At 45.2% G+C, this 22,940-nt stretch carries 20 protein-coding genes; 5 read left to right on the top strand and 15 right to left on the bottom strand.

Translation table 11 applies throughout. The annotated features are described in order from the left end of the window. Positions 1–28: 28 nt before the first annotated feature. The 4 genes from ACZ5KY_RS13830 to ACZ5KY_RS13845 all read right to left on the bottom strand — a co-directional run bounded on the left by ACZ5KY_RS13830 (position 29) and on the right by ACZ5KY_RS13845 (position 4,814). Positions 29–1,372 (bottom strand): porin, encoded by a 1,344-nt coding sequence (locus tag ACZ5KY_RS13830; protein WP_464244478.1) that lies wholly within the window; start codon positions 1,370–1,372, stop codon positions 29–31. A gap of 172 nt (positions 1,373–1,544) precedes the next feature. Then, positions 1,545–2,414: a glycine betaine ABC transporter substrate-binding protein gene (locus tag ACZ5KY_RS13835; protein ID WP_464244479.1), complete on the bottom strand. Its 870-nt coding sequence runs from the start codon at positions 2,412–2,414 to the stop codon at positions 1,545–1,547. 310 nt (positions 2,415–2,724) lie between these two features. Next, positions 2,725–3,564 carry an ABC transporter permease gene (locus ACZ5KY_RS13840; protein ID WP_464244480.1) on the bottom strand — a complete coding sequence of 280 codons (840 nt, stop codon included), beginning with the start codon at positions 3,562–3,564 and terminating at the stop codon, positions 2,725–2,727. Next, positions 3,561–4,814, bottom strand: a complete 1,254-nt coding sequence (locus ACZ5KY_RS13845) for a quaternary amine ABC transporter ATP-binding protein (protein WP_464244481.1) — start codon at positions 4,812–4,814, stop codon at positions 3,561–3,563. Before ACZ5KY_RS13845 ends, ACZ5KY_RS13840 begins: the two co-directional genes overlap by 4 nt. Before the next feature lie 730 nt (positions 4,815–5,544). On the opposite strand from ACZ5KY_RS13845, the gene ACZ5KY_RS13850 reads away from it, so the two are divergent. Beyond that, the gene (locus ACZ5KY_RS13850; RefSeq protein WP_464244482.1) at positions 5,545–6,051 is read left to right on the top strand and encodes a M48 metallopeptidase family protein; all 507 of its coding nucleotides are present in this window, start codon (positions 5,545–5,547) and stop codon (positions 6,049–6,051) included. Positions 6,052–6,167: 116 nt separating this feature from the next. Here the strand turns inward: ACZ5KY_RS13850 and ACZ5KY_RS13855 are convergent, their stop codons facing one another. The 7 genes from ACZ5KY_RS13855 to ACZ5KY_RS13885 form a co-directional block, all read right to left on the bottom strand. Next, a complete protein-coding gene (locus ACZ5KY_RS13855) occupies positions 6,168–7,898 on the bottom strand; it encodes an aldehyde ferredoxin oxidoreductase family protein (RefSeq protein ID WP_464244483.1) in 1,731 nt (576 codons plus the stop codon). Positions 7,899–8,204: 306 nt separating this feature from the next. Then, on the bottom strand, positions 8,205–9,764 hold the full coding sequence (gene guaA / locus ACZ5KY_RS13860; RefSeq protein ID WP_464244484.1) for a glutamine-hydrolyzing GMP synthase: 1,560 nt from the start codon (positions 9,762–9,764) through the stop codon (positions 8,205–8,207). 112 nt (positions 9,765–9,876) lie between these two features. Next, on the bottom strand, positions 9,877–11,349 hold the full coding sequence (gene guaB / locus ACZ5KY_RS13865; RefSeq protein WP_464244485.1) for an IMP dehydrogenase: 1,473 nt from the start codon (positions 11,347–11,349) through the stop codon (positions 9,877–9,879). A gap of 127 nt (positions 11,350–11,476) precedes the next feature. Continuing rightward, entirely contained in the window at positions 11,477–12,547 is a 1,071-nt protein-coding gene (locus ACZ5KY_RS13870; protein ID WP_464244486.1) for a M42 family metallopeptidase, read from the bottom strand. Positions 12,548–12,617: 70 nt separating this feature from the next. Continuing rightward, positions 12,618–13,943 (bottom strand): tRNA (N6-isopentenyl adenosine(37)-C2)-methylthiotransferase MiaB, encoded by a 1,326-nt coding sequence (miaB, locus tag ACZ5KY_RS13875; RefSeq protein WP_464244487.1) that lies wholly within the window; start codon positions 13,941–13,943, stop codon positions 12,618–12,620. A 127-nt stretch (positions 13,944–14,070) separates the two neighbouring features. Next, complete coding sequence (locus tag ACZ5KY_RS13880; RefSeq protein ID WP_464244488.1) at positions 14,071–14,586, bottom strand: hypothetical protein; 516 nt, start codon at positions 14,584–14,586, stop codon at positions 14,071–14,073. Positions 14,587–14,669: 83 nt separating this feature from the next. Then, entirely contained in the window at positions 14,670–15,167 is a 498-nt protein-coding gene (locus ACZ5KY_RS13885) for a 3D domain-containing protein (RefSeq protein WP_464244489.1), read from the bottom strand. Between the two features lie 108 nt (positions 15,168–15,275). Here ACZ5KY_RS13885 and ACZ5KY_RS13890 point away from each other — a divergent pair, with 108 nt between their 5' ends. Next, positions 15,276–15,668 (top strand): PaaI family thioesterase, encoded by a 393-nt coding sequence (locus tag ACZ5KY_RS13890; RefSeq protein ID WP_464244490.1) that lies wholly within the window; start codon positions 15,276–15,278, stop codon positions 15,666–15,668. Positions 15,669–15,866: 198 nt separating this feature from the next. Continuing rightward, a complete protein-coding gene (typA, locus tag ACZ5KY_RS13895) occupies positions 15,867–17,681 on the top strand; it encodes a translational GTPase TypA (protein ID WP_464244491.1) in 1,815 nt (604 codons plus the stop codon). Positions 17,682–17,775: 94 nt separating this feature from the next. Here typA and ACZ5KY_RS13900 read toward each other — a convergent pair whose 3' ends face one another. The 4 genes from ACZ5KY_RS13900 to ACZ5KY_RS13915 form a co-directional block, all read right to left on the bottom strand. Beyond that, positions 17,776–18,411 carry an SseB family protein gene (locus tag ACZ5KY_RS13900; protein ID WP_464244492.1) on the bottom strand — a complete coding sequence of 212 codons (636 nt, stop codon included), beginning with the start codon at positions 18,409–18,411 and terminating at the stop codon, positions 17,776–17,778. Positions 18,412–18,559: 148 nt separating this feature from the next. Beyond that, positions 18,560–19,036 (bottom strand): cytochrome P460 family protein, encoded by a 477-nt coding sequence (locus ACZ5KY_RS13905; RefSeq protein ID WP_464244493.1) that lies wholly within the window; start codon positions 19,034–19,036, stop codon positions 18,560–18,562. Between the two features lie 114 nt (positions 19,037–19,150). After that, positions 19,151–20,092: an AEC family transporter gene (locus ACZ5KY_RS13910; protein WP_464244494.1), complete on the bottom strand. Its 942-nt coding sequence runs from the start codon at positions 20,090–20,092 to the stop codon at positions 19,151–19,153. A 179-nt stretch (positions 20,093–20,271) separates the two neighbouring features. Next, a complete protein-coding gene (locus ACZ5KY_RS13915) occupies positions 20,272–20,712 on the bottom strand; it encodes a hypothetical protein (protein WP_464244495.1) in 441 nt (146 codons plus the stop codon). A 227-nt stretch (positions 20,713–20,939) separates the two neighbouring features. Between ACZ5KY_RS13915 and ACZ5KY_RS13920 the strand changes: the two genes are divergently transcribed. Both ACZ5KY_RS13920 and ACZ5KY_RS13925 read left to right on the top strand, forming a co-directional pair. Further along, positions 20,940–21,389: a Fur family transcriptional regulator gene (locus tag ACZ5KY_RS13920; RefSeq protein WP_464244496.1), complete on the top strand. Its 450-nt coding sequence runs from the start codon at positions 20,940–20,942 to the stop codon at positions 21,387–21,389. Positions 21,390–21,454: 65 nt separating this feature from the next. Then, the gene (locus tag ACZ5KY_RS13925; protein ID WP_464244497.1) at positions 21,455–22,816 is read left to right on the top strand and encodes an FAD-dependent oxidoreductase; all 1,362 of its coding nucleotides are present in this window, start codon (positions 21,455–21,457) and stop codon (positions 22,814–22,816) included. The last annotated feature ends 124 nt before the right edge of the window (positions 22,817–22,940 follow it).

The following is a 22,940-nucleotide window of genomic DNA, read 5'->3' on the forward strand; positions in this document are numbered from 1 at the left end:
ATATTTAATCAACTAAATATCTTATCGACTAAAAATAGTAACCAATATTTATGTTGAAGCGAGTGGTGCGCTCATTATAATTATCACTAGTCCCTGCAGCATCAACCATATTACCACCGGAGAAGATCATGTTCTCGCCGGAGATGATGTCAAAATAAGTGTAGACAGGCCCTGAGGTCACCATCATGCCAACAACATTTTGCCAAATATCTTCAAATCGACTTTCGTCAGGGCTGATAATGGTGTTGTCGGAATAGAAGGTAAGATTACTTACTGGGCCCCAGCTAACTGGCACCGAATAAGACAGGTTGAAGATACCGATATCGGCATCGGCTGGTGCGCCCCAGCTATAACCATAGCAACCGAGGGTGATGATCTCGTCATCGAAACCTGCGGGGTTATCAACGTTGTATTGATAGCTGACATACTCTAACTGCAGGTTAAACGGACCATAATTGCCGTTGAGGTGTACGGCTCCCGCCCAGTGTTCACCCATTTTTCCAGTATTGTCATTATAAATCCCGCTATATTGGCCTGAAACACCAAGTTCTGTGTTTGCAGTTTCGCCATGTTCAAAAAGGTACGCAACACGCAGGTTACCCTGGTTGCTCTCTTCATTGCCTACATCTTCTTGAAAACCAGCATAGCCGCCACTGCCGGCACTACTTACATCGACAGAGTAGCGTTCAGTATTGCTGGCATCGCCAAGCTCACCATTTTTATAGAACGCTGCTGCAATAGATAGTGGCCCGGGTGAGTAGAGCAGCTTAATGCCCATGTCGTAATCATCTTCAAGACCGACATAATAAGCACCACTGAACCAAAAGTTGTGCGAAGCGTAGGGTTGCAAGCCAAATGGAACCTGCTGAATACCAATTTGGCCCTGTAGATCATCGGTAAAGTTATAACCGATATAGCCGTGGTGGATGGTATGGAAATCATATTCAGGATAAAAACGATATTGAGCCGAAAGGATCATATCTCCGATTGAACCATTCAAGTCAAAACGAAAGGTGTCAAATGAGAAATCACCGCCCTTATCTTGACTAGAATCTCGTCCTTGCCAGTCCCTCCAATCTTTCACACTATATTGTGCGCGCACGGCACCGCCAATTGTAATAGCGGGTTTACTGGCCGCGACAACTTCTTCAACGATCTGTCTTACGCTTGCGGTCTCCTGCTCAGCGATTGCGACGTCTGTTGTAGGTTGTTGCATTGCATCTTGGTCGATCAGTTTTTGTTCGAGCACGACCATGCGCTGCTTAAGTGCTTGCAGTTCACGTAAAATTTCATTGTCGGCTGCGAATGCGCCACCGCTGATTAACAGCACTAGCAATGTGGGCAGGATAAGTTGATAGCAAACTTTCTTCATTAGTTGTGTCTCCATTATTTTACTATTAATGCAAGTAACTATTCTGCGAATGTTTTTCCACTGGCCATCCCAAGGAACTTACAAAAAGATCTCTGGGGCCTCAACTGGCAAGTGATTTCGAATAATTACCACTGCGAATGATTTTATCGAGTTTTGCTGCAATCGGGTCGTGCTATTTCGGCATCCAAGCCTGCACGGTCTCAGGATGTTCGTTGATCCAGAGGACGGCGTTGTCGTAAGGATTGCTATCCGCCTGTTGATTCATAACCATGACTTGCTGTAGATCTGCTGAAGACCAGTGAAAATTATCTAGCACCGCATAAACCTCAGGCATTTCAGCTTTTAATCCTTTACGCACGACGGTGTTGATATTTTCAGCGCCGCCATAGATGTTGAGCGGATCTTCTAGATACTTCAACTGCCAGCGACCAAACATCCAGTGTGGAGTCCAACCCGTTACTGCAATCCATTCTTTATTGCGAATTGCATCTTTGAGTGCCGCTGTCATTGTTGCACCAGAGCCTTCAATTAAATCAATATCCTTGAGCTGATAGTCCGCAACTGCTTTCTCTGTTTTCACCATGATACCAGCGCCGGGATCAATACCGACAATGCGACTGCTAAATTTATCCTTGGTATCATTCATTTGCGCAATGGTGTCGATCGTTACATACTCAGGGACAACGAGTCCAATACGCGTACCGCTAAGGTTGGGGCCAAGATCTTCAACTTCCCCCTTAACGCCCGCTAGGTAAGTTCCGTGGGTGGTTGGCAGCCAAGCCGTAGTAAACCCATCCGCTGAATCTGTTGCTACCGCTTGCCACATTGCTGCTGCGGAAACTGAGATTAAATCCACCTCGTAGCCTAATTTTTCTTGCAACACAGCCTTCATTACATTGGCAGAAGCAGTGGCACATGACCACTCTACATATACCAATTTGACCTTACCCTTGCTCGCTTCGGCAGGCTGTACGAAAACGCCGACGAGTAATGCTAAGAGTAAACAAACAGTTGAACTGATCATTCCTAATCGTTTTTGCATGTATCTCCTCCTCCTAATAAAAAAACCCGATAAACGTCAATCTTCCGTATCGACTTTGCACTTAGCCCCCGTCGTACCCACTAATGCGGGTACCCAGAGGTTTTATATACGTTCGCCATTCCCGCCTTCGCGGGATTGACGAACTATTTGGCAATAGTGGAAGACTGGTGCTAATCAGAAAAGATAAACAGTACCTATGCAGTTAAATACCTTTACTTCCATTCCAAGGGACATACGAACACCTTATCCATGGGAACGAAATCATATGATTCGTACTGCTAAATAGTTACCAATAAAAATGGGATTGGTATTATTGATCTGCGGATTTGTTGCGTCCTAACTTGCTAGTAAAGCGGTCGAGAATCATGGCAAGAATAACAATGCCAATTCCGGCTTCAAAGCCTTTACCGGGTTGTAGCCGTTGAATCGCTTTCCAAACTTCACCGCCGAGACCACCGGCACCGATCATAGCCGCGATTACCACCATAGATAACGCCAACATGATGGTTTGATTAACACCGGCCATAATAGTTGGCAGCGCAAGTGGTAATTGTAATTTCATCAGTTTTTGACGGCGGTCACAGCCATAGGCATCTGCTGCTTCCACCAGATCAGCTGGAACCTGACGAATACCCAAACTGGTGAGGCGAATCGATGGTGGCATGGCAAAAATTACCGTAGAGAAAATTGCGGCAACAGGCCCCAAACCGAAAAATGGAATGGCCGGAATCAGATAAACAAACGCTGGCATGGTTTGCATCAAATCCAATAGAGGCATAATCACACGATTCGCGCCATCGTAAATTGCAGCTAAAATACCCAATGGAATACCAATAGCCACCGCTACAAAGGTAGCGATGAGGACCAAAACCAAGGTTTCCATGGTCGGTTCCCACAACTGTAGGTTTTCTAGAAAAAAGAGGCCCAACATGGTTCCTAATGCCATCCTTTTACCAACAGCCTTATAAGCTGCAACAGCGACCACCAAAATAAACAACCAACTCGGCACAGCGAGTAAGGCATCCGTAGCAGCTTCCATACCGGTGCTCATTACTTCACTTATACCCTTGGTGATCCATGCGAGGTGATCGGTCAGATAATCCAGTAAGGTATCAATATATTTAGCTAACTGAAACTTGGGGAAATTCATTGAGCCATCCCTTCACTTAGGGTTTCGGGGGCTGGTTCCAGCTCTAATCCACCTTCAGCAATTCCTGCTAATAGGGAACCTCGCACCACGACACCCAGTAACTTTCCTGTTTCGCTTACCACAGGTAAGGGGAGATTTGCATCCGCCATGCGGCCGATAAGATTGGTAACCGGTTCATCTGGCGTTGTGGTTGGAATATCGCTAAGAAGTATGTCCTCTGCCACTTTTTCACCAGATTCCAGGGCATCTTTACAGGACTGAGCCGTTACCAAGCCTCGCAACGTTTTGTCGCGATTCACCACAAAAATAGAACTAATCCCCACGTCGCGCATTTTGTGCAGCATGGTGCGCAGTCCATCTTTGGGATAAGCTACAGTTTTAGCCCGCATCATAACTGAGCTGGCGGTGAGTACCTTGGTCATATCGACGTTTTCGACAAAACGGGAAACATAATCGTTGGCAGGTTGAGTCAGTATCTCCTCAGGGGTACCTATTTGAACGATCCGGCCATCTTTCATCAGGATGATACGGTCGCCTATTTCTAGCGCTTCATCTAAATCATGGGTAATAAAGATAATGGTTTTTTTAAAGCGATCTTGTAACTCAACCAACTCATGTTGCATATCACGCCGAATGAGGGGATCTAGGGCGCTAAAGGCTTCGTCCATCAGCAGGATATCTGGGTTCACCGCTAACCCTCTGGCCAAACCAACCCGCTGCTGCATACCACCAGAAAGTTGCCCAGGGAAACTGTCTTCCCATCCTTCTAAACCGACCTGTACGAGTGCCTCACGTGCTTTTTCGACACGTTCTTCTTTGGCGACGCCTTGTATTTCAAGGCCAAACTCTGCATTTTCCTGGACGGTTCGATGAGGAAAAAGGGCAAAATGTTGAAATATCATGCCAAACTTTTTCCGCCTCAGATTGCGCAGATCAGTGCTGTTCAGCTTTGTGATATCGCAATCATCTATAATAATTTTCCCATGACTGGGTTCAATCAATCGATTCATGCAGCGGACAAGAGTAGACTTTCCACTTCCAGAAAGTCCCATGATAACGAGTATTTCACCGTCGTAAACATCAAAGCTAACATCAGCCAAGCCAACGCTTTGTTTCGTTTTTTCTAGTATTTCATCTTTACTTACACCTTGATTTAACATCTTCAAGGCAGTCTCTGGTGAAGAACCAAAAACTTTATATAAATTGCGCACCTGCATTTTAGGTTTTATTATCTCTGGACCGGTGTCCATTTAGTATGACTCCTTGCTGTAAGCCTGAATTCTACGTGTATTCAATGATAAGTAGCGTAAGTTGTATGTTTTTTTAAAAAAACTTACTGTGCTGAGTCAAAAGAATATCAATAACGTCAGGTTTTAGTTTTTTGTATATGTGTTTACTATGGCTGTATAAATATATTGTGATATTGATTCTGTTAAGAATAAATACTGTTTTATAACGAGTAGGGAGGTCGTACCTTATGTGCGATTTGTGAGGATCTATATGGTATTCAATGTCAGGGAATGAACCAAGAGAATAGAATTGCTATTTTTGTGATTACAAACGTGTAGTAGTGTTTTTGCATAAATAACAGGGTCTGTTCAATGTATCTTGTTGCTTTATCCCTTTAGCAACTCTGTTAAAATTGTAGCTTTTAACTACAATGTAGTGGCAAATCTTGTAGTACCTAAACATATCCAACCCTACAATGTCAAATTTCATTAGATATTTTCGGAGCGGTATTTTTATATATTCATAGAAAGCAGCGTATTTTATATACAGCTGCTTCTCAATTTTTTATGATTCCAAAAAGAAGAATACAGTCCAGAATGAACTGGCCTCACATTTAAAGTATCTGTCTCCTTAATGCTTAGCAAATTGCTTGTGTTCAAATTTGACGTAACCAACAAAACATAAACTTCCCTAGTATCAAAACTGTTCAAAAATTGAATCATTAATACATGAGAAACAGAAGGTCACAAAATGCAGGAATTAACCTATCTAGCGGGATACCCGCAACAATGGACGGATCAAGTGAAACAGTTAATCGCTGAACAGCGATTGGCAACGGTTCTGCTTAAAAGATACCCACGCGCTCACGCTATCAAAACCGATAAAGCGCTTTACGAATACACGATAAATCTTAAGAATCAGTTTTTGCGTAAAACAAACCCACTCAGCAAAGTGGTTTTCGACAACAAGATTGATGTGATTCATCAGGCCTTAGGATTGCATACCTTCATCTCTCGTGTTCAGGGATCGAAACTTAAGGCCAAGCATGAGATTCGTGTCAGTATGGTCTTTAAAACGGCACCTGAAGAGTTTTTACGCATGATTGTGATTCATGAACTGGCGCACTTGAAGGAAAAACAGCACAATAAGGCATTCTACAAGCTATGCTGCCACATGGACGACAGCTACCACCAACTGGAGTTCGACATGCGCATGTATCTCACCCAGCTTGATCTTTTTGGCGCAATCTACTCATAGAGTCACAACTTGAACGACAAGCAACCCTGAACAACAAAGCCGGTTCGGAGATCACTCCGAACCGGCTTTGTTTATACTAGCATGATCTTATTATGGTCCATTAAATCCAACAGTTGCTAAAAGTTCCAGAACTCGTCAATCTCATCATCGGTAAAATCCCATACGGCATTGTGAGGTGGTACCGGATCGGTTTTAAAGAATTCGGGCAGACGGTCATGCTTATTATTGAAGCCAGCGTCAAGATTGAACTGATGCTCGATCTTCATCACTTTTTTACCCAACTCGGTGACATCATCACCGGATAGTTCCGTGCCAAAGCGCGCATTAATCATATCGATCAAGGCAGGCAAACAGGCAGCATCATCAAGGGCAGGAAAGGCGATAAAGATACACATGCCGGTAGAATCAATAGCTGCGGTAGCAATTTGCAGGTTACGCGACAGCTCAACCTGACCGACCTTACTTAACGGATCGACAAATTCACCAACACCGAGGATATTGGAGGCGATGGTGTAACCTGCTGTATGATCAGCTCCCATTGGGCTGGTGGCATAGGTGATGCCGATCCCTTTGACACTGCGTGGGTCATAGGCTGGAATCGCCTGGTTTTTAACGACAGGCACCCTTGTTACACCGTAGACTTTACCGAGTAGTCCAGCACCACTACCGATGATACGACCGAGGGGTGTTCCTTTAGCCAGTTCGTCGCGCAACAAGCGCAACATCCCTTCACCATCGCCAAACGGAATAATACCCGCCTCCATTGCCACGCCGATGGTAACAGCCGTTTCGATGGAATCGACCCCAACATCATCCATGATGCTATCTGCTTCAGCGATTTGGTCGAGGTTATCAATGCAACAATTGGCCCCTAACCCCCAAATGGTTTCATATTCAAAACCAGAGGTGAGGTAATTGCCATCTTTATCGTTATAAACTTGAGAACATTGAATGACACAACCACGATGACAACCATGCCTTACCTTCCCACCACGCTCGGCAATAGTGTCGTGCATGGTTTCACCGCTGATTTTTTCGTGCCCATCGAATTGTCCATAACGGAAGTTATGCGTTGGCAACCCTCCTGCCTCATTGAGAATATTGACCAGCACATTAGTGCCGTAAGTGGGTAAGCCCTCGCCGGCAACGGGATGATCAAGTAGAGTTTTAGCAAACACCCGCGCTGAGGCTTTAAACTTATCGGCATCAACGAGGGGAACTGCGGGTGAGCCTTCAGAGTCAACGGTGATAAATTTAATCTTTTTTGAGCCCATAACAGCGCCCATACCGCCTTGTCCATGGCTGCGAATCTTACCATCGGGATCTTTAACTGAAATATTGGCCGCCGCCATTTTCAGCTCCCCAGCTAGGCCGATAGTCATTACGCCAATCTTTTTACCCTTTTTGGCAACTTGATCTTCAATGACAGCAAAGTTTCCTTTACCGAGCAAGGCGCTCTCCTGCTCAATTGTCACACCAGCCATCGTAACGTGCAGGCTGTAGAAGGTATCGGCAGCAGGCAGCCCTTCAATAATCATCGCCTTGATGCCCATACGGGCAAACTGCTGGGCAGTGGTGCCGCCAGAATTACTCTCCTTGATACCGCCAGTCAGCGGACTTTTTGCGCCACACGACATTCGACCAGATTGTGCCGCTGCTGTTCCAGATAGCAGGCCGGGGGCAAATACCAAGATGTTGTCGGGACCTAACGGGTGGCACAGTGGTGGAACCTCAGCCGCGACAATAGTTGATGTAAGAGCGCGGCCACCGAGACCGATCCATTCTTCAGGAACTTCCTCGATACAGGTTGTTAAATTTGACATGTTGATCCGAAAAACCTTATCCATAACGACCCCCTTGTTGCGATTCAGGTGGAAACGCGCACCCGTACCTTGATGCGTGTTTAATAATTAACTATTAGGAAGAATTATACCAAGGGATAGTGAGATGACAACATGGCGAGGCGAAATAGAGGGGAGCGCTAGTAATAATGGTTGCGAGGTGAGAAAAAAGGAAAGCGATAAACAGACAGTCAGACGTAACCACTGCACAACCAAAAACAAAGGTTATTAAAAAAGCCCTCTACCTGAAGGTAAAGGGCTTTTTATATTCACACAGGATCGAAAATACAATGATCCCAATCAGCAGACTATTTATTCCCACTCAATGGTTGCCGGTGGCTTGCTTGAGATATCGTAGGTGACGCGATTGATCCCCTTAACCTCGTTGATAATCCGGCCACTGATGTGAGCTAAATCAGCATACGGCATCGGATACCAACCTGCTGTCATGAAGTCTTTGGTTTCAACGGCACGAAGAGCCACCACGTACTCATAGGTACGACCATCGCCCATGACGCCAACGCTTTTAACAGGGAGGAACACGGCAAAGGCTTGGCTAATCTTTTCGTAATGCCCTGTGCGGTACAACTCTTCCATGTAGATAGCATCAGCCAAACGGAGGATATCTGCGTACTCTTTTTTTACTTCGCCGAGAATCCGCACACCGAGACCGGGTCCGGGGAAGGGGTGACGCCAGACCATTTGGTGCGGCAAGCCCATCTCTTCGCCGATAGCACGAACTTCATCTTTAAATAGTTCACGCAGCGGCTCAAGCAGTTCGAGCTTCATATAATCAGGGAGACCACCAACATTATGGTGACTCTTTATATTGTGCGCTTTACCCGTTTTACCGCCAGCAGACTCGATAACGTCAGGGTAGATCGTTCCTTGTGCTAACCACTTGGCGTCAGCTATCTTGTTAGATTCCTCTTCGAAGATATCGACAAACAGTCCACCGATAATTTTACGTTTTTTCTCTGGATCAGAAACACCAGCGAGGCCATCGAGAAAACGCTGTTCAGCGTCAACACGAATCACTTTAACGCCAAGATTCGAAGCAAAAGTGCTCATCACTTGATCGCCTTCATTGAGGCGCAGTAAGCCGTTATCGACAAACACACAGGTGAGCTGGTCGCCAATAGCGCGATGGATCAGTGCCGCAGCAACGGAGGAATCAACGCCCCCCGAAAGACCGAGAATAACGTGATCATCACCAACCTGCTCTTTAATCCGCTTTACCGCATCATCAACGATTTGACCGGGAGTCCACTGACCTGTGCAACCACAGATTTTACGAACGAAGGTATCAATCAGTACTTCACCATGAGGAGTGTGATTGACCTCTGGGTGAAATTGAACACCGTAAAGATTACGTTCAACATTTTGAATTCCACACACAGGAGCATTAAGAGTAGCAGCAATCACTTCAAAACCTTCGGCAACGCGCTGAACATGGTCGCCGTGGCTCATCCATACGGGGGTTTTTCCTTCGACAAAAAAGCCATCAAACAGTGGCCCCGGTGTCCCTTGACTCAGTAGTTCCGCATGACCAAATTCACGTTTACCAGCAGGAACGACCAAACCACCAAAGTGGCGATTAAGCAATTGCATACCGTAACAAATAGCAAAAACGGGAACGCCTAATTCAAACAGCTCTTCATCAACAACAGGAGCGCCCTCATCGTAGACCGACTTTGGCCCACCTGAAAGAATAATGCCGTTAGGAGCGAAGTCACGAATGGCTTGCAGATCCATATCATATGGATGGAGTTCACAATACACATGCGCCTCACGCACTCGCCGTGCGATGAGTTGCGTATATTGAGAACCAAAATCGAGAATCAGAATTCTTTCGCTATGTAGATCAGACATGGTGTCGCTCCTTGGTATGGATAAGCTGCTGAATCGCTTCAGCCTTAAACGAACGAAAGCCCGTAGGTACGTAACGGGCTTTCGTTGCATTATGAGATCGTGTTAAAGCCGCCTAGGAAGGCCGCTCAATGCGATAGTTTGGTGCTTCGTGAGTGATATTCACATCGTGAACATGCGATTCACGTAAACCCGCATTGGTAATACGAATAAACTGTGCTTTCTGTTGCAACTCTTTGAGGTTGTGACAGCCGGTATAACCCATGCCAGCACGTAAACCACCGAGAAGTTGATGAATATTTTCAGACAATGTGCCACGGAAAGGAACACGCCCCTCAATCCCCTCAGGAACCAGCTTAATATCGTTATCAACGTCACCTTGGAAGTAGCGATCTTTACTCCCTTTTTTCATCGCGCCTAAACTGCCCATACCACGGTAAGACTTATAAGTACGGCCTTGATACAGGATCGTTTCACCGGGAGATTCTTCAGTTCCAGCAAACAAGGAACCGATCATGATGACGTCAGCACCGGCAGTAATCGCCTTTGGCAACTCACCAGAATACTTGATACCACCATCGGCAATGAGAGGGATACCCGCCCGTTGGGTCACACGAGCCACATCAGCAATAGCAGTAATTTGCGGAACACCAACACCAGCAACAATACGTGTGGTGCAGATTGAACCGGGGCCAATACCTACTTTAACAGCATCTACACCCGCTTTGATCAACGCTTCGGCAGCTCCTGCTGTGGCAATATTACCAGCAATAATCTGTAAGTCAGGATAGTTGCGCTTGGTCTCGGTAAGAGCATCAATGACACCTTGCGAATGGCCATGAGCGGTATCAACAACAACCGCATCGACACCAGCACGAACCAGTAGTTCAATCCGTGATTCACTATCACCACCAACACCAACCGCAGCAGCAGCACGTAAACGACCAAACTCATCCTTACAAGCTGAAGGATACTTACGTACCTTTTCGATATCTTTAATGGTGATCAATCCTTGCAGGACATAATCATCATCAACCACCAACAACTTTTCGATCCGATGTTTATGGAGATGAAATTTAGCTTCCTCCAAAGTGGTTCCCGGAGGAACGGTCACCAAATTTTCTTTGGTCATCACATTTTCGATAGGCTGATCAAGCTTTGTTTCGAAACGCAGGTCACGATTGGTAAGAATCCCTACCAGACGACCATTTTTAGTCACTGGAACACCTGAAATACGATATTTTTTCATCACCTCAAGAGCCTCATAGATCTTTTGTTCTGGCTCCATTGTAATCGGATCGACAATCATGCCGCTTTCCGATTTTTTAACCTGATCGACTTCAAGTGCCTGCTCTTGCGGCGACATATTCTTATGGACAACACCGATCCCACCTTCACGTGCCATACAAATAGCGGTGCGCGCATCAGTTACGGTATCCATCGCTGCCGACATCAATGGAATATTCAGCATGATTGATGCGGTTAAATTAGTTGAAAGATCTACCTCTTTGGGCAGCACCAGCGAATGAGCAGGGACAAGAAGAACATCATCAAAGGTGAGTCCTTCTCGTAATTCGGGATCCAACATTTTGGTCTCCTTTGCAGAGAATTTACAGTGTTAATATATGAGTTATTACGCAAATTTTATTTAACTGAACATACTATCCCTCAACGCCGCTACCGTCAAGGCAGCATCACTAAAATTCAGGGGCTATTTACGAAGGAATAAACATCTCGCAGTTGTCAATTTTGTAGATCACCGCACTCAACAACGCGATGGTGTATTCTAAGTCAGCCAACGACAACACCTCAACGGGCGAGTGCATATAGCGCAGTGGAACACTCACCAGTGCTGCAGCCACACCACCACGGCTCAGTTGCATCACATTGGCATCGGTTCCAGTGGCCCGTGGCATACCGACTACTTGATAAGGGATATCAAGCTCGTTAGCCGTTTCACAAAGCAGATTAAACAAAACAGGGTTGATGTTAGCTCCACGAGCAATGATCGGCCCCCTGCCCACTCCTAAGTCGCCAACCTCTTTCTGATTCACACCGGGGAAGTCACTCGAAAATCCAACGTCGACAGCAATGCCAACATCGGGATTCACACCGTAAACACTTGCCGAAGCACCACGCAAGCCAACTTCCTCTTGCACTGTTGTCACACTGTAGAGGTCAACGGGTGCATTACCACGTTGACTCACCTGTTGCAGAACTCGGGTAATGACAAACGCGCCCATTTTATCATCAAAGGCGCGTGAGGTAACCAGATCACCCTGAAGCCGTTCAAGGCTCGGCACAAAGGTGATGGGATCACCAATGTTTAACAGCGACAACACTTCGTCGCGATCAGCACAACCAATATCAATATACTGGTCTTTAAAGGGCACAACCTTTTCGCGATCTTTTGCTTCCATAAGATGGATCGGTTTTTTACCCACCACACCGAGAATGGTCCCAGAATCTGCGTGGATGTTGACCCGCTGACCAGGAACAAGGTGGGGATCGACACCACCGATGGGGGCAAAATAGATAAAGCCTTTATCATCAATGTACTTGACCATAAAGCCGATCTCATCGCAGTGGCCAGCGAGCATCACCCGTGGTCGGCGTTCACCACACCCATCAAGGCGGGCAATCACATTGCCCATGACATCGGTTTTAACCTCGGTTGCAACATCGGCAAGTTCTCGGCGGATAATGCGCTGCACGGGTTGTTCAAATCCTGATGGACTTGGCGCTTGAGAGAGTTCTTTGAGCATGTCGTAATACTGTTGTTCCATCGATTGAATCTCCCTGATAAATATCTATTAAGTAGGCGTGCGCCACCATCTTGCCCTGAAACGGCTCGAATTAAACCAACGTCGCTCTATGCGAGTTGCGTAATACTTGATCAACCCGTACCGTCACTATTTGACCAACCAGATCGGCACTGCCGTTAAAATTAACAATACGACTCCACTGGTTGCGGCCGTTAAGCTGCCCCTCGCCACGGCGACTGACACCTTCGACCAAAACCTGCTGCAATTGATCTTGATCTGCTAACCACACTTCATTGCCAATACGCTCTTGAGTGGTTAGGAGAAGTTTAAACCAGCGGCTTTTCTCTTCGTCACTTACCGGGTCAGCAAAATTACGCGCTGCCGTTTGTGGACGTGAAGAGTAGATGAACGAATAGGCATCAGCAAAACGAACCTGCTCCATCAAGTCGATGGTTTGCATAAAGTCGTCTTCTGTTTCACCGGGAAAGCCGACAATCAAATCAGTTGTGATGCGAATTTCAGGACAGTGCTGCTTAAGACTTTGCACCCGATCTAAATATTGTTCACGACTATAACCACGATTCATCTGCTTTAAAATATGATTGGAACCACTTTGTACAGCCAGATGCATCTGCTTGCATAATTTATCTAACGATGAAAAACATTGGATCAAATCATCGGAAAGGTCTTTAGGATGGGACGAAGTAAAACGCAGCCGCGACAACCCGTTAATTTCATGCACGCGCTCAAGCAACTCAGGGAAACTGACATCGCCACTGCCTTTTTGACCATACGAATTGACATTTTGGCCTAACAAGGTGACTTCGCGAACCCCTTGATCCACCAATGTGCGCACTTCATTAACAATATCGGCACTGGTTCGGCTCACCTCACGTCCACGTACATACGGAACAACACAATAGGAGCAAAAGTTATCACAGCCCTGCATCACGGTAACAAAGCGTGCAACAGAACTCTCTTTACCGCGTTGCGGAAATTGGCCGAGCCGTTCCACCCCTTCATAATGGGTCGTTGCACAAAATTGACCTCGCCCTTTTGTTTCCTCAACTTGAGCCACCAACTCAGGCAATTTGCACACATTGTGAGTTCCCATCACAATATTAACAAACGGTAAGCGGTCAAGGAGCTGCTGCCCCTCTTGCTGAGCCACGCAACCAGCAACAGCAATAATCAAGCTTTTCTTTTTCTCTTTCAACGGTTTATAACGCCCTAAGTGGCCGTAAACTTTTCGTTCTGCCTTGTCTCGCACTGAGCAGGTATTGAGAATAATCAGATCTGCCAATTTCGGATCATCAACTGGAACGTAACCACTCTCGTCGAGTAAGCTAGCAATCCACTCCGAGTCCACCACATTCATTTGGCAGCCAAAAGTTTCGAGGTAAAATAATTTTGTCATGGATAGGGGTACCATCAGGGTTAAACAGGTTAAATTTCAACACGAATCGTGACCAGTAAAATTGTCCGATATAACCAGATACATCGAAAAAAATCAACGGTAATCCACGGGCTTTACGTTAAAAATTTCACTCTGAACTGTTGGCGTTATTGTCAGTAATCAACGGCTCTAATCGCCGATACAGTTCATGAGGATATTCGATACAGCTCAAGGTGATGCGCCGAGTTCCCGCTTCAAGATAAAATGACCCCAACTGCTCACCAAGAGGATACAGACATTGATAACTCAACGTATTTAAATCAAAAGCGATTATTCGCGTGCGAAGTAGACCACATTGAACAAGAAGTTGACGCTCAGTCAGGGCATAAAATACTCGCTCCCACTCCAACCGCGCCATGAGCAACTGACCAATACTTAAATATACGCCGATCAATAAAAACGGAATCGGCACTACGGCCCACAATGTATGCTCACCCTGCCCAACCAGTCCCCAACCAGTAACCAGCCACCAAACGCTCATTGCCGTGACCAACACACCAAATAAAGCATGTTGCCAGCGACGAAAGGTGAAACAGCGCGGAGCAGGTCGAGCCTGCCAAACAATACTCTCATCTTGAGCGGTAAACTGTGACCAATCGAGCATAGAACCGTTAAACTCCTATCAAAGATAAAAACACCTAGCAGGCTGTCGGGCTTGACGGGCCGTAGCGAGAGATAGACTGCTAACTATTGTTGATGACCGATAACATTTTTCCGTCCCCAGCGTAACGCTTCTTGATGGGAATCAAAATAGAGATCTAAACGATTCTTTCCCTTGATCGCCGACCCCTTATCTTCAACCCTTCCCCAACCATAACCAGTAATAAAAATTCGGGTATGCGGGCCAATGTGATTCCAATCCGCAGCGATGGTGCCATCATGCGCAAACCACATCCACGGCAACAACAATCGATGCGGTAACGTCCACGGATGCGTTAAGGTATTGCCTGACAACAACCCTGAGTAAGGTTGGCGAGGTTCGGTGCCCAAAGCGGTGCGACCAGTATAAACATCGCCCCTATTTGGTCCGGCAACAAAGTGACGATTCCAAAAATCGGGAAAATCACGTGACCATGAACAGCACGATGAACAATTACAATAAGCAGTTGTTTTATACGTCTGCTGCTGAGGTGCCGCACACCCCCCAACAAACAACAGTAATATCAATATGAATAAAATTCGCATAAATCCTTTTATTTTCAAACAACAAGTGTAAGTTAACAACGATACGGCACTTTACAATGCAGCCGTGACTCTGTCTATATTCTATTAACTATACAGGAGTTCAAAATCATGCAAGTTGAAGACGATAAAGGGTGCTTTGTTTGTGGTGATAAAAACACTCACGGCCTGCACGCCATATTCGAAGTTGATAAAGAAAACCAAAGAGCAACCTGTCATTACACCATTCCGCAACAATTCCAGGGATGGAAGAACATTGCTCACGGTGGTGTTTTAGCCACTCTACTCGATGAAGTGAGCATCTATGCGTGCCGTAGCATCACCTGCAACGTGGTCACTGCCGAACTTTCTGTACGCTACAGAAAGCCAGTCATGGTAAATACACCACTAGTATTAAGCGCCAAAATTGTTGAAACAAACAAACGTTACTTTCTCGTTAACTCGACCATCGAAGTGGACGGTAAAGTTCACACTTCAGCCAAGGCAAAGGTCTTCATCTGTTAAACGCTTAGATTCACAACTAAAGCTAGCGCTAAACCAACAATCGCTAACTATTCGATTCCTCGCTGTTTTAACGTAATAAATCCAACAGCAACAACAATCCTTCGCTGCCGGCTATTTTTTAATAGCAAAGCCTACACGGTTAGTGTATTCTTGCGCGGTTTTGCCTACTTACATATGTTTTAAGGAGATTTACCCGAAATGAGCGACCAGATCAGAAACATTGCTATCATTGCCCACGTTGACCACGGAAAAACGACCCTTGTTGACGTTATGCTACAACAGTCGGGAGTATTTCGCTCCAATCAGGTCATTACCGAACGGATCATGGACAGCAACGATCTGGAAAAAGAGCGCGGTATCACCATACTATCGAAAAACCTCTCTATCGAATATGATGATGTTAAAATCAACATCGTTGACACACCTGGTCACGCTGACTTTGGCGGTGAAGTTGAGCGTGTTTTGAAGATGGTTGATTCCGTTCTGCTTCTTGTTGATGCGTTTGACGGCCCTATGCCTCAAACCCGTTTCGTGCTTAAAAAATCTCTTGACCTTGGCCTTAAGCCAATCGTCGTTATTAATAAGATTGACCGTCCTGGCTCCCGCCCTGAAGAAGTGGTTGACATGGTTTTTGATCTTTTCTGTGAGCTTGAAGCGACAGAAGATCAAATGGATTTCCCAATTGTCTATGCCAGTGCAAAAAACGGTTACGCTCGCTATGAGGCAACCGATGACAACATGGACCTCAAGGTACTGTTTGACGTGATTAAAGCCAAGGTTCCGTCCCCTAAGGTTGACGTCAACGCACCATTTCAATTCTTGGTTACCAGTATTGACTACAACAACTACATTGGTCGTATCGCTACAGGTAAAATTTTTAACGGCAGCGTTAAATCTGGCGACACCATTGCTCGTATTGATAAAGACGGCAACATCACCCGTGGTCGAATCTCCAAACTAATCGCCTATCAAGGGATGCAACAAATCACAATTGATGAAGCGTTTGCTGGGGACATTGTCACCATCGCCGGTTTTGAAGAGATTAAAATCAGTGAGTCACTCACCTCGACGGTAGACCCACAGCCACTTCCTTATGTAAATATTGATGAGCCAACTCTGGCGATGAACTTTATCGTCAACAGTTCACCCTTTGCAGGCACTGAGGGTAAGTTGGTTACCTCACGTAATATCTATGAGCGTTTGCAAAAAGAATTACGTACCAACGTTTCTCTACGAGTTGAAGAAACTGACAACACCGATACTTTTAAAGTTTCTGGTCGTGGTGAGCTTCACCTCTCAATTTTGATTGAAACCATGCGTCGTGAAGGCTTCGAGCTTGCGGTATCAAAGCCAGAAGTTATCCTCAAAGAGGAAAACGGCCAAAAAATGGAGCCATTCGAGTACTTATGTATCGACGTACCCGAGGAGTTTCAAGGAACAGTTATCGAGAAGCTTGGTCAGCGTAAAGCAGAGATGATCTCCATGAAGCCAATGGAGGGCACCAACCGCCTTGAGTTTAATATTCCAGCACGTGGCCTTATTGGTTTCCGTACTGAATTTATGACAGATACCCGTGGTACGGGCGTGCTGTCACATAGTTTCCTTGAGTATGGACCATACAAAGGTGAGATCGAGGGCCGTAAGAATGGCGTACTGATCTCCATTGATGCTGGTGAAACTGTAGCCTATTCACTGTTCAACTTGCAAGATCGTGGCATGCTGTTTGTTAATCCTGGTACTAAAGTGTACGAGGGGATGATTATCGGTCAGAACGCTAAAGAGAGCGATATGATGGTTAACGTGCGTAAGGGTAAAAAGCTCTCCAACGTCCGTTCATCAGGTACTGACGAAGCGATTCGCCTGACACCACCTCACATTTTAACTCTTGAGCAAGCTCTTGAATATATTTCTGCTGATGAGTTAGTTGAGGTTACTCCTGAGTCAATTCGTCTAAGAAAGAAAGTTCTTAATGCCAATGACCGCAAGAAGACCGAAAAAAGTAAATCAAATTAAATACTAATTTGAACATAAAATAAAAAAGGGACAGACCTTGCGGTCTGTCCCTTTTTATTTTCAACCAACGGTATAAAAATCCGTCAACAAACGATTATGATTCACCAAGTCCACCAGAACACAAGTCTGCATCCTCACCGATCTCTTCATCACTACCTTCAGGAGTCAATTCAGCCACTTTTTTGATGATCTCTTGCAACCAAGCAATCTCATCAGGGACAAACTCTTTTTGAAACTCCGTGCCAACGTTGAGCGCCCAGTTCAATTTCGGCGGTGTCATTTGCGCAATGGCGTCACCGGCGACAATCACATAACTCACCGACTCATCGGCCCAAGATAGCAATCGCTCTTTATTTTCAAACAACATCAAATAATCTTCGTCATCCGAACTTAACACCAACGGCACAATGCTCTCATGATTGGTAATCTCTTGTTCGCCCTTCTCACCCTCTTCAGCTTGAACAGGGATATAAAAATCGGAATTCAAAACCAAATCATAATAAGCAGCCTGATTTTTCTCATCCTCAACATACAGTTCAAATGCTCTGTCTAACTCAGTCATACGTAAACCTTTCAATACTGATGGTCTCGCAAAAACAAATAAGATGGCTAAGCAAAAATTTCGCACCCCAAGGCGCAGTGATTGTTCAAGGGTGAAGGCATACATGTTGTATGTCAAAGTCTTGAACAAACGCTGCAACGCAGGTGGGCGGACTTTTCGCAACGCCATCAATACTATGCGAGTCACAACCTGTGATACGGCAAAAAAATACCCATGTATTCACGCGACGATGTCAACCATCGGGCGATTCTACTTGGGCAATAAAACATTTTACCTTATGAATTTCCAGCTAAAAAGCTATTGTGCTCAACACATGCTACAGCTCATGCACCAAAATAAAGTCGTTCGCTGCGCGTGTACCATGGCAACCAATGCAACCATCGAGCTTCCCTTGCTTAAGTGTGGTGCCTGTAGGACTATATTTAGCCCAGAACCAATCACCATCGGCAGGATTATATCCACGCACTTTGTACATGACCGTAATAGCCTTGAGGACATTGTCGTTACCGTAATTTTCTTTGACCTCAATCGTGCCATACTGTGCGGGTGCATTCACCGACAACAGGCCAATCTGATTAACAAACACCTTATGTTGCGGACCATGAGGAGCGCGACCGTCTTGCATCCCTTGGTGATCATTCCAAAATCCCCACCCTTGATACGGTGAAACTTGAGTAATATAACCCCAAAGCGAATCGCCATCGGGCTCAGGCATCTCATCGGAAGCGGTCAGCAGAGTACAGCCCATCAACACAAATACGAATAAAAATCCAAGTATCATTTTTTTCTGCATAGTGTTCCCCTTTTATTTGTGACGGTTTGGTTGAAAACAAACAACATCTAATAAAAATAACACAGCACAACTAAATAACAACTTTAGAGAACGAACAACAGCCACGCGAAAACACTATAAATAATGAAATAACGAAAGGATAAGGATATAACTGACAATCGAAAGCGCCGTCGACATCACCACAATAGAACCAGCGAGTTCAGCATCGCTAGACATCTGTTGGGCCATAATATAGGTGGCTGTTGCCGCCGGAGAGGCTGACATCAAAACCCCAACCCTAAGATCAACCCCTGTCACGCCAAACAAGCTCAATAACACCGCAGCGAGCAAAGGCATCCACAATAATTTAATCCCCGTGGCCATAGCTGCCATAACAAGATCACCACGCAAACGAGCCAGTGAAAACCCACCGCCTAAGGCAAACAACGCCAGCGGCAAACTCATGCCCGTGGTAATCTTCAGGCTGCGCTCCAACACCACCGGCACCGGCAATTGAAGGTAACTCCACACCAACCCAGCAAATGAAGCAATAATAAGCGGATTCGCCAACACTTTTCCCGCCATCGGAAACAGCCGCTTAATACGGCTCTCCTCACGATTCCCTTGCTGCGGTCCCAATAGTGCAAGCACAGCTAAAAAATTAAGTACCGGCACCAAAAAACCCATCAACACACTGGCGCGAATAAGACCATCATCACCGTAGGCATTAAACACAATCGCTAACCCAATATAGGCGAGATTGCCGCGAAACGATCCCTGCGAAAACGCACCCAACCTTTTCGGTGAATAATTGCGAGACACGCCATAACCATAGCTGATAATACAACTGAGAATGATTGCCAGAGTTGCACCAGCTACCAGTTCAAAATTAAAATTAGCACTAAAGTCGGCAGTGGAAATTTTATAAAACAAAAGCAGTGGTAAGCAGACATAATAAACGAGAGCGTTAGTTTGTTGCAAAAAGGTATCATCAACAAGGTTGATGCGACGCACACCCCAACCTAACGCGATAACGATAAAAACAGGGAAAACTATGTTAAGAATCTCAATAACCATTCAAATTGATTAACATAGTTAGTAAGGAAAGGCAAAAGGCAATATTTTGGCGATCCATTCAGATCTATGTGCAATAGTAAATACCCCTGCCATCATATCCTTAAAACTAACCATAAAAAAGCGAGCCTTTAAGAAAAGGCTCGCTTTATATATTCATGTAACATTTACACTAACGAATTTTATTGAGGCAAATAAAACGATGTCAAACTCACCTCATTATGCCCAACGGTAGGGTCCATTTTAACAAGAGTATAGGCACCTAACATTGCAGGCTTTGCTTTAAGGTAATAGGTCTTTCCAGCAACAATATTATCGTACACGACAGTATCGTAGGTAGACTTTGGAAATGAGTTCTTTTGTAAGACGACCTTAAGAGTACCAGGCTTCACATGAAGTGGAATGTGACTGTTGTTAATCAATGGACTGACTATTTTATCATCGTTAATAATTGCGCTAAAATGGGTTCCACGACTAATAAAGCTTTCTGGACGGTACAGATAAACGAGAGCTTCACCAGAATTTACTTGTTGCACCTGAAACGGCACGCTAGTCATTACGCAACCTTGCAATGTGCCAGCAATCAAGATAAAGCAACATAGCCCTACAAATCTACGAATCATTTCATTACTCCTTGTTTGGGTTCAATAGTTTGATAATATTGACCAAATACTAGTACAAGTAACAGCAAATTTTCAATTAATAAAGGGAAGCAATCAAACCTGATATTGGATCAGCGGTTAAACGATTACAATATTGGAGAAAATTTCTATTGACAGTACGGCACCACGGGAGTATTAATGTCGCTGCAATTGAGACTCATTCTCCTTAAGCACACAAGGTCTAGCCTATGAATTCGGATGAATTTAAAAACTTTTTGTCAAAGCGCGGCCTTAAAATGACGCGAGAACGACAGGAACTTTATCATGAAATTTTAAAATTCGATAATCACTTTGATGTCGACAGTTTACTCTTCCGGTTGAAAAACCGAGGACTTAAAACCTCAAAGGCTACCATTTATCGGACGTTACAACTTCTGATGGAAGCGGGATTAATCCGCAACATCAGTCTCTCCCTTTCTGAGGCACGCAGTCCTCGTTACAGTGTGTGCTCAAAATTACGCGCCTACGATCACTTAATTTGCACAGGTTGTGGCAAAGTGACTGACTTTGACAAGCAAGAGGTGTGTAAAACATGTCAAAGCGTTACAGCCGAACACGGTTACAAACTAGAAGCACACAGTTTACGAATTTTCGCCCTATGCCCAGACTGTCAGAAAAAAGGGCTAACCAGTTGTTAGAGTATTTATTTTCATCTGCTTGTGCAGAGTGTTATGACTCATCATATTTAAGGAGTAATTGAACAATGAACAGTACAGATATTGTCATTATTGGTGGTTCAGCAGCAGGCTTGTCCTCCGTTGCAGCACTATTACGCCGTCACCCACATAAAAAAATCACCATGATTCGTAATGTCAGCCAAACGGTTGTTCCATGTGGCATCCCCTATGTTTACGGCACACTTAAAACTGTGACAAAAAACATTGTACCCGACACCATGATGGAACAAGCGGGCGTAAACATTATCAAAAAACATGTCAACAAGATTGATCGTAAAGCGAAGACAATTACCTTTGACGATGGTGAAACCCTAAGTTACGAAAAAATGATTTTGAGCACGGGATCAAAACCTTTTGTTCCCCCTATTCCAGGAGCAACGCTCAAGAATGTTTTTTGCATTCAAAAAGATCCTACTTATTTGCAAAACATTTATAAAGCTCTCGATCCAGCAACGAATATCGTCGTCATTGGTGGCGGTTTTATCGGTGTAGAAATGGCGGAACAGATTGCTAAGATGGCTGGACATACTACGGTTAAAAACATCCGATTAATCGAGATGATGCCTCGATGCCTGATGCTGGCATGTGAAGAAGAGTACTGTGATGTTGCTGAAAATGAGTTGCGCGAACTAGGCATTAAGGTGATGACCAACAGTCAGGTGAAAGCGATTCATGGCGATACACAGGTTACAGGGATAGAACTAGCTACCGGTGAGATGATAAATGCTGATGTCGTTGTAATTGGCATTGGTGCAGCGCCAAACATTGACCTTGCTGTCGATGCGGGTCTTACAGCCGACCCACGAAACGGCGTAGCAGTTGATGCCTACCTAAGAACCAATGATCCCGACATCTATTCTGCGGGCGATTGCGCGAGCAAGTTTTCCTTTTTATCGGGTCAACCCAGTGGAATACGACTGGCTTCTATTGCTGCCACCGAGGGTACTATTGCCGCTGGTAATCTTTATAGCCCGAAACCACGCAAGACTCTCGGCGCTCTTGGTGCTTTTGCAACCAAAGTTGGCAACCGCAGCATTGCCGCAGCAGGACTAACAACGCAAGCCGCAAAACAGGAAAATGTCGACGTGATTGTTGGTGAGGCCGTTGCCTCCAATATGCACCCCGGTTCATTACCTAATGCGATTGCCGACATGAAAGTGAAACTGTTATTCCGTAAAGACAATCAACAAATTGTTGGTGGTCATGTATGTGGTGGTGATTCGTCTGCCGAACTTGCCAATGCAATTTCGGTTGCGATTCAGGCCAAGCAAACAGCACACGACTTATCTGTGATGCAGTATGCCACTCACCCACTGTTGACAGCTTCACCAGTAATGTACCAATTAATGGTTGCTGCAGATAACGCCCTAGCTGCCACAGATCAATAAGTTCGCTACTACCTTATTCAATGATTTGGGCTGTTTGTCGTCGGTTGACTCGCTGATACAGGTACTCGTAAAAACAAAGAAGCCAGACTAAAATACTTAGTCTGGCTTCTTTGTAGTTATAAAA

It is taken from the genome of Desulfuromonas svalbardensis, assembly GCF_055389415.1.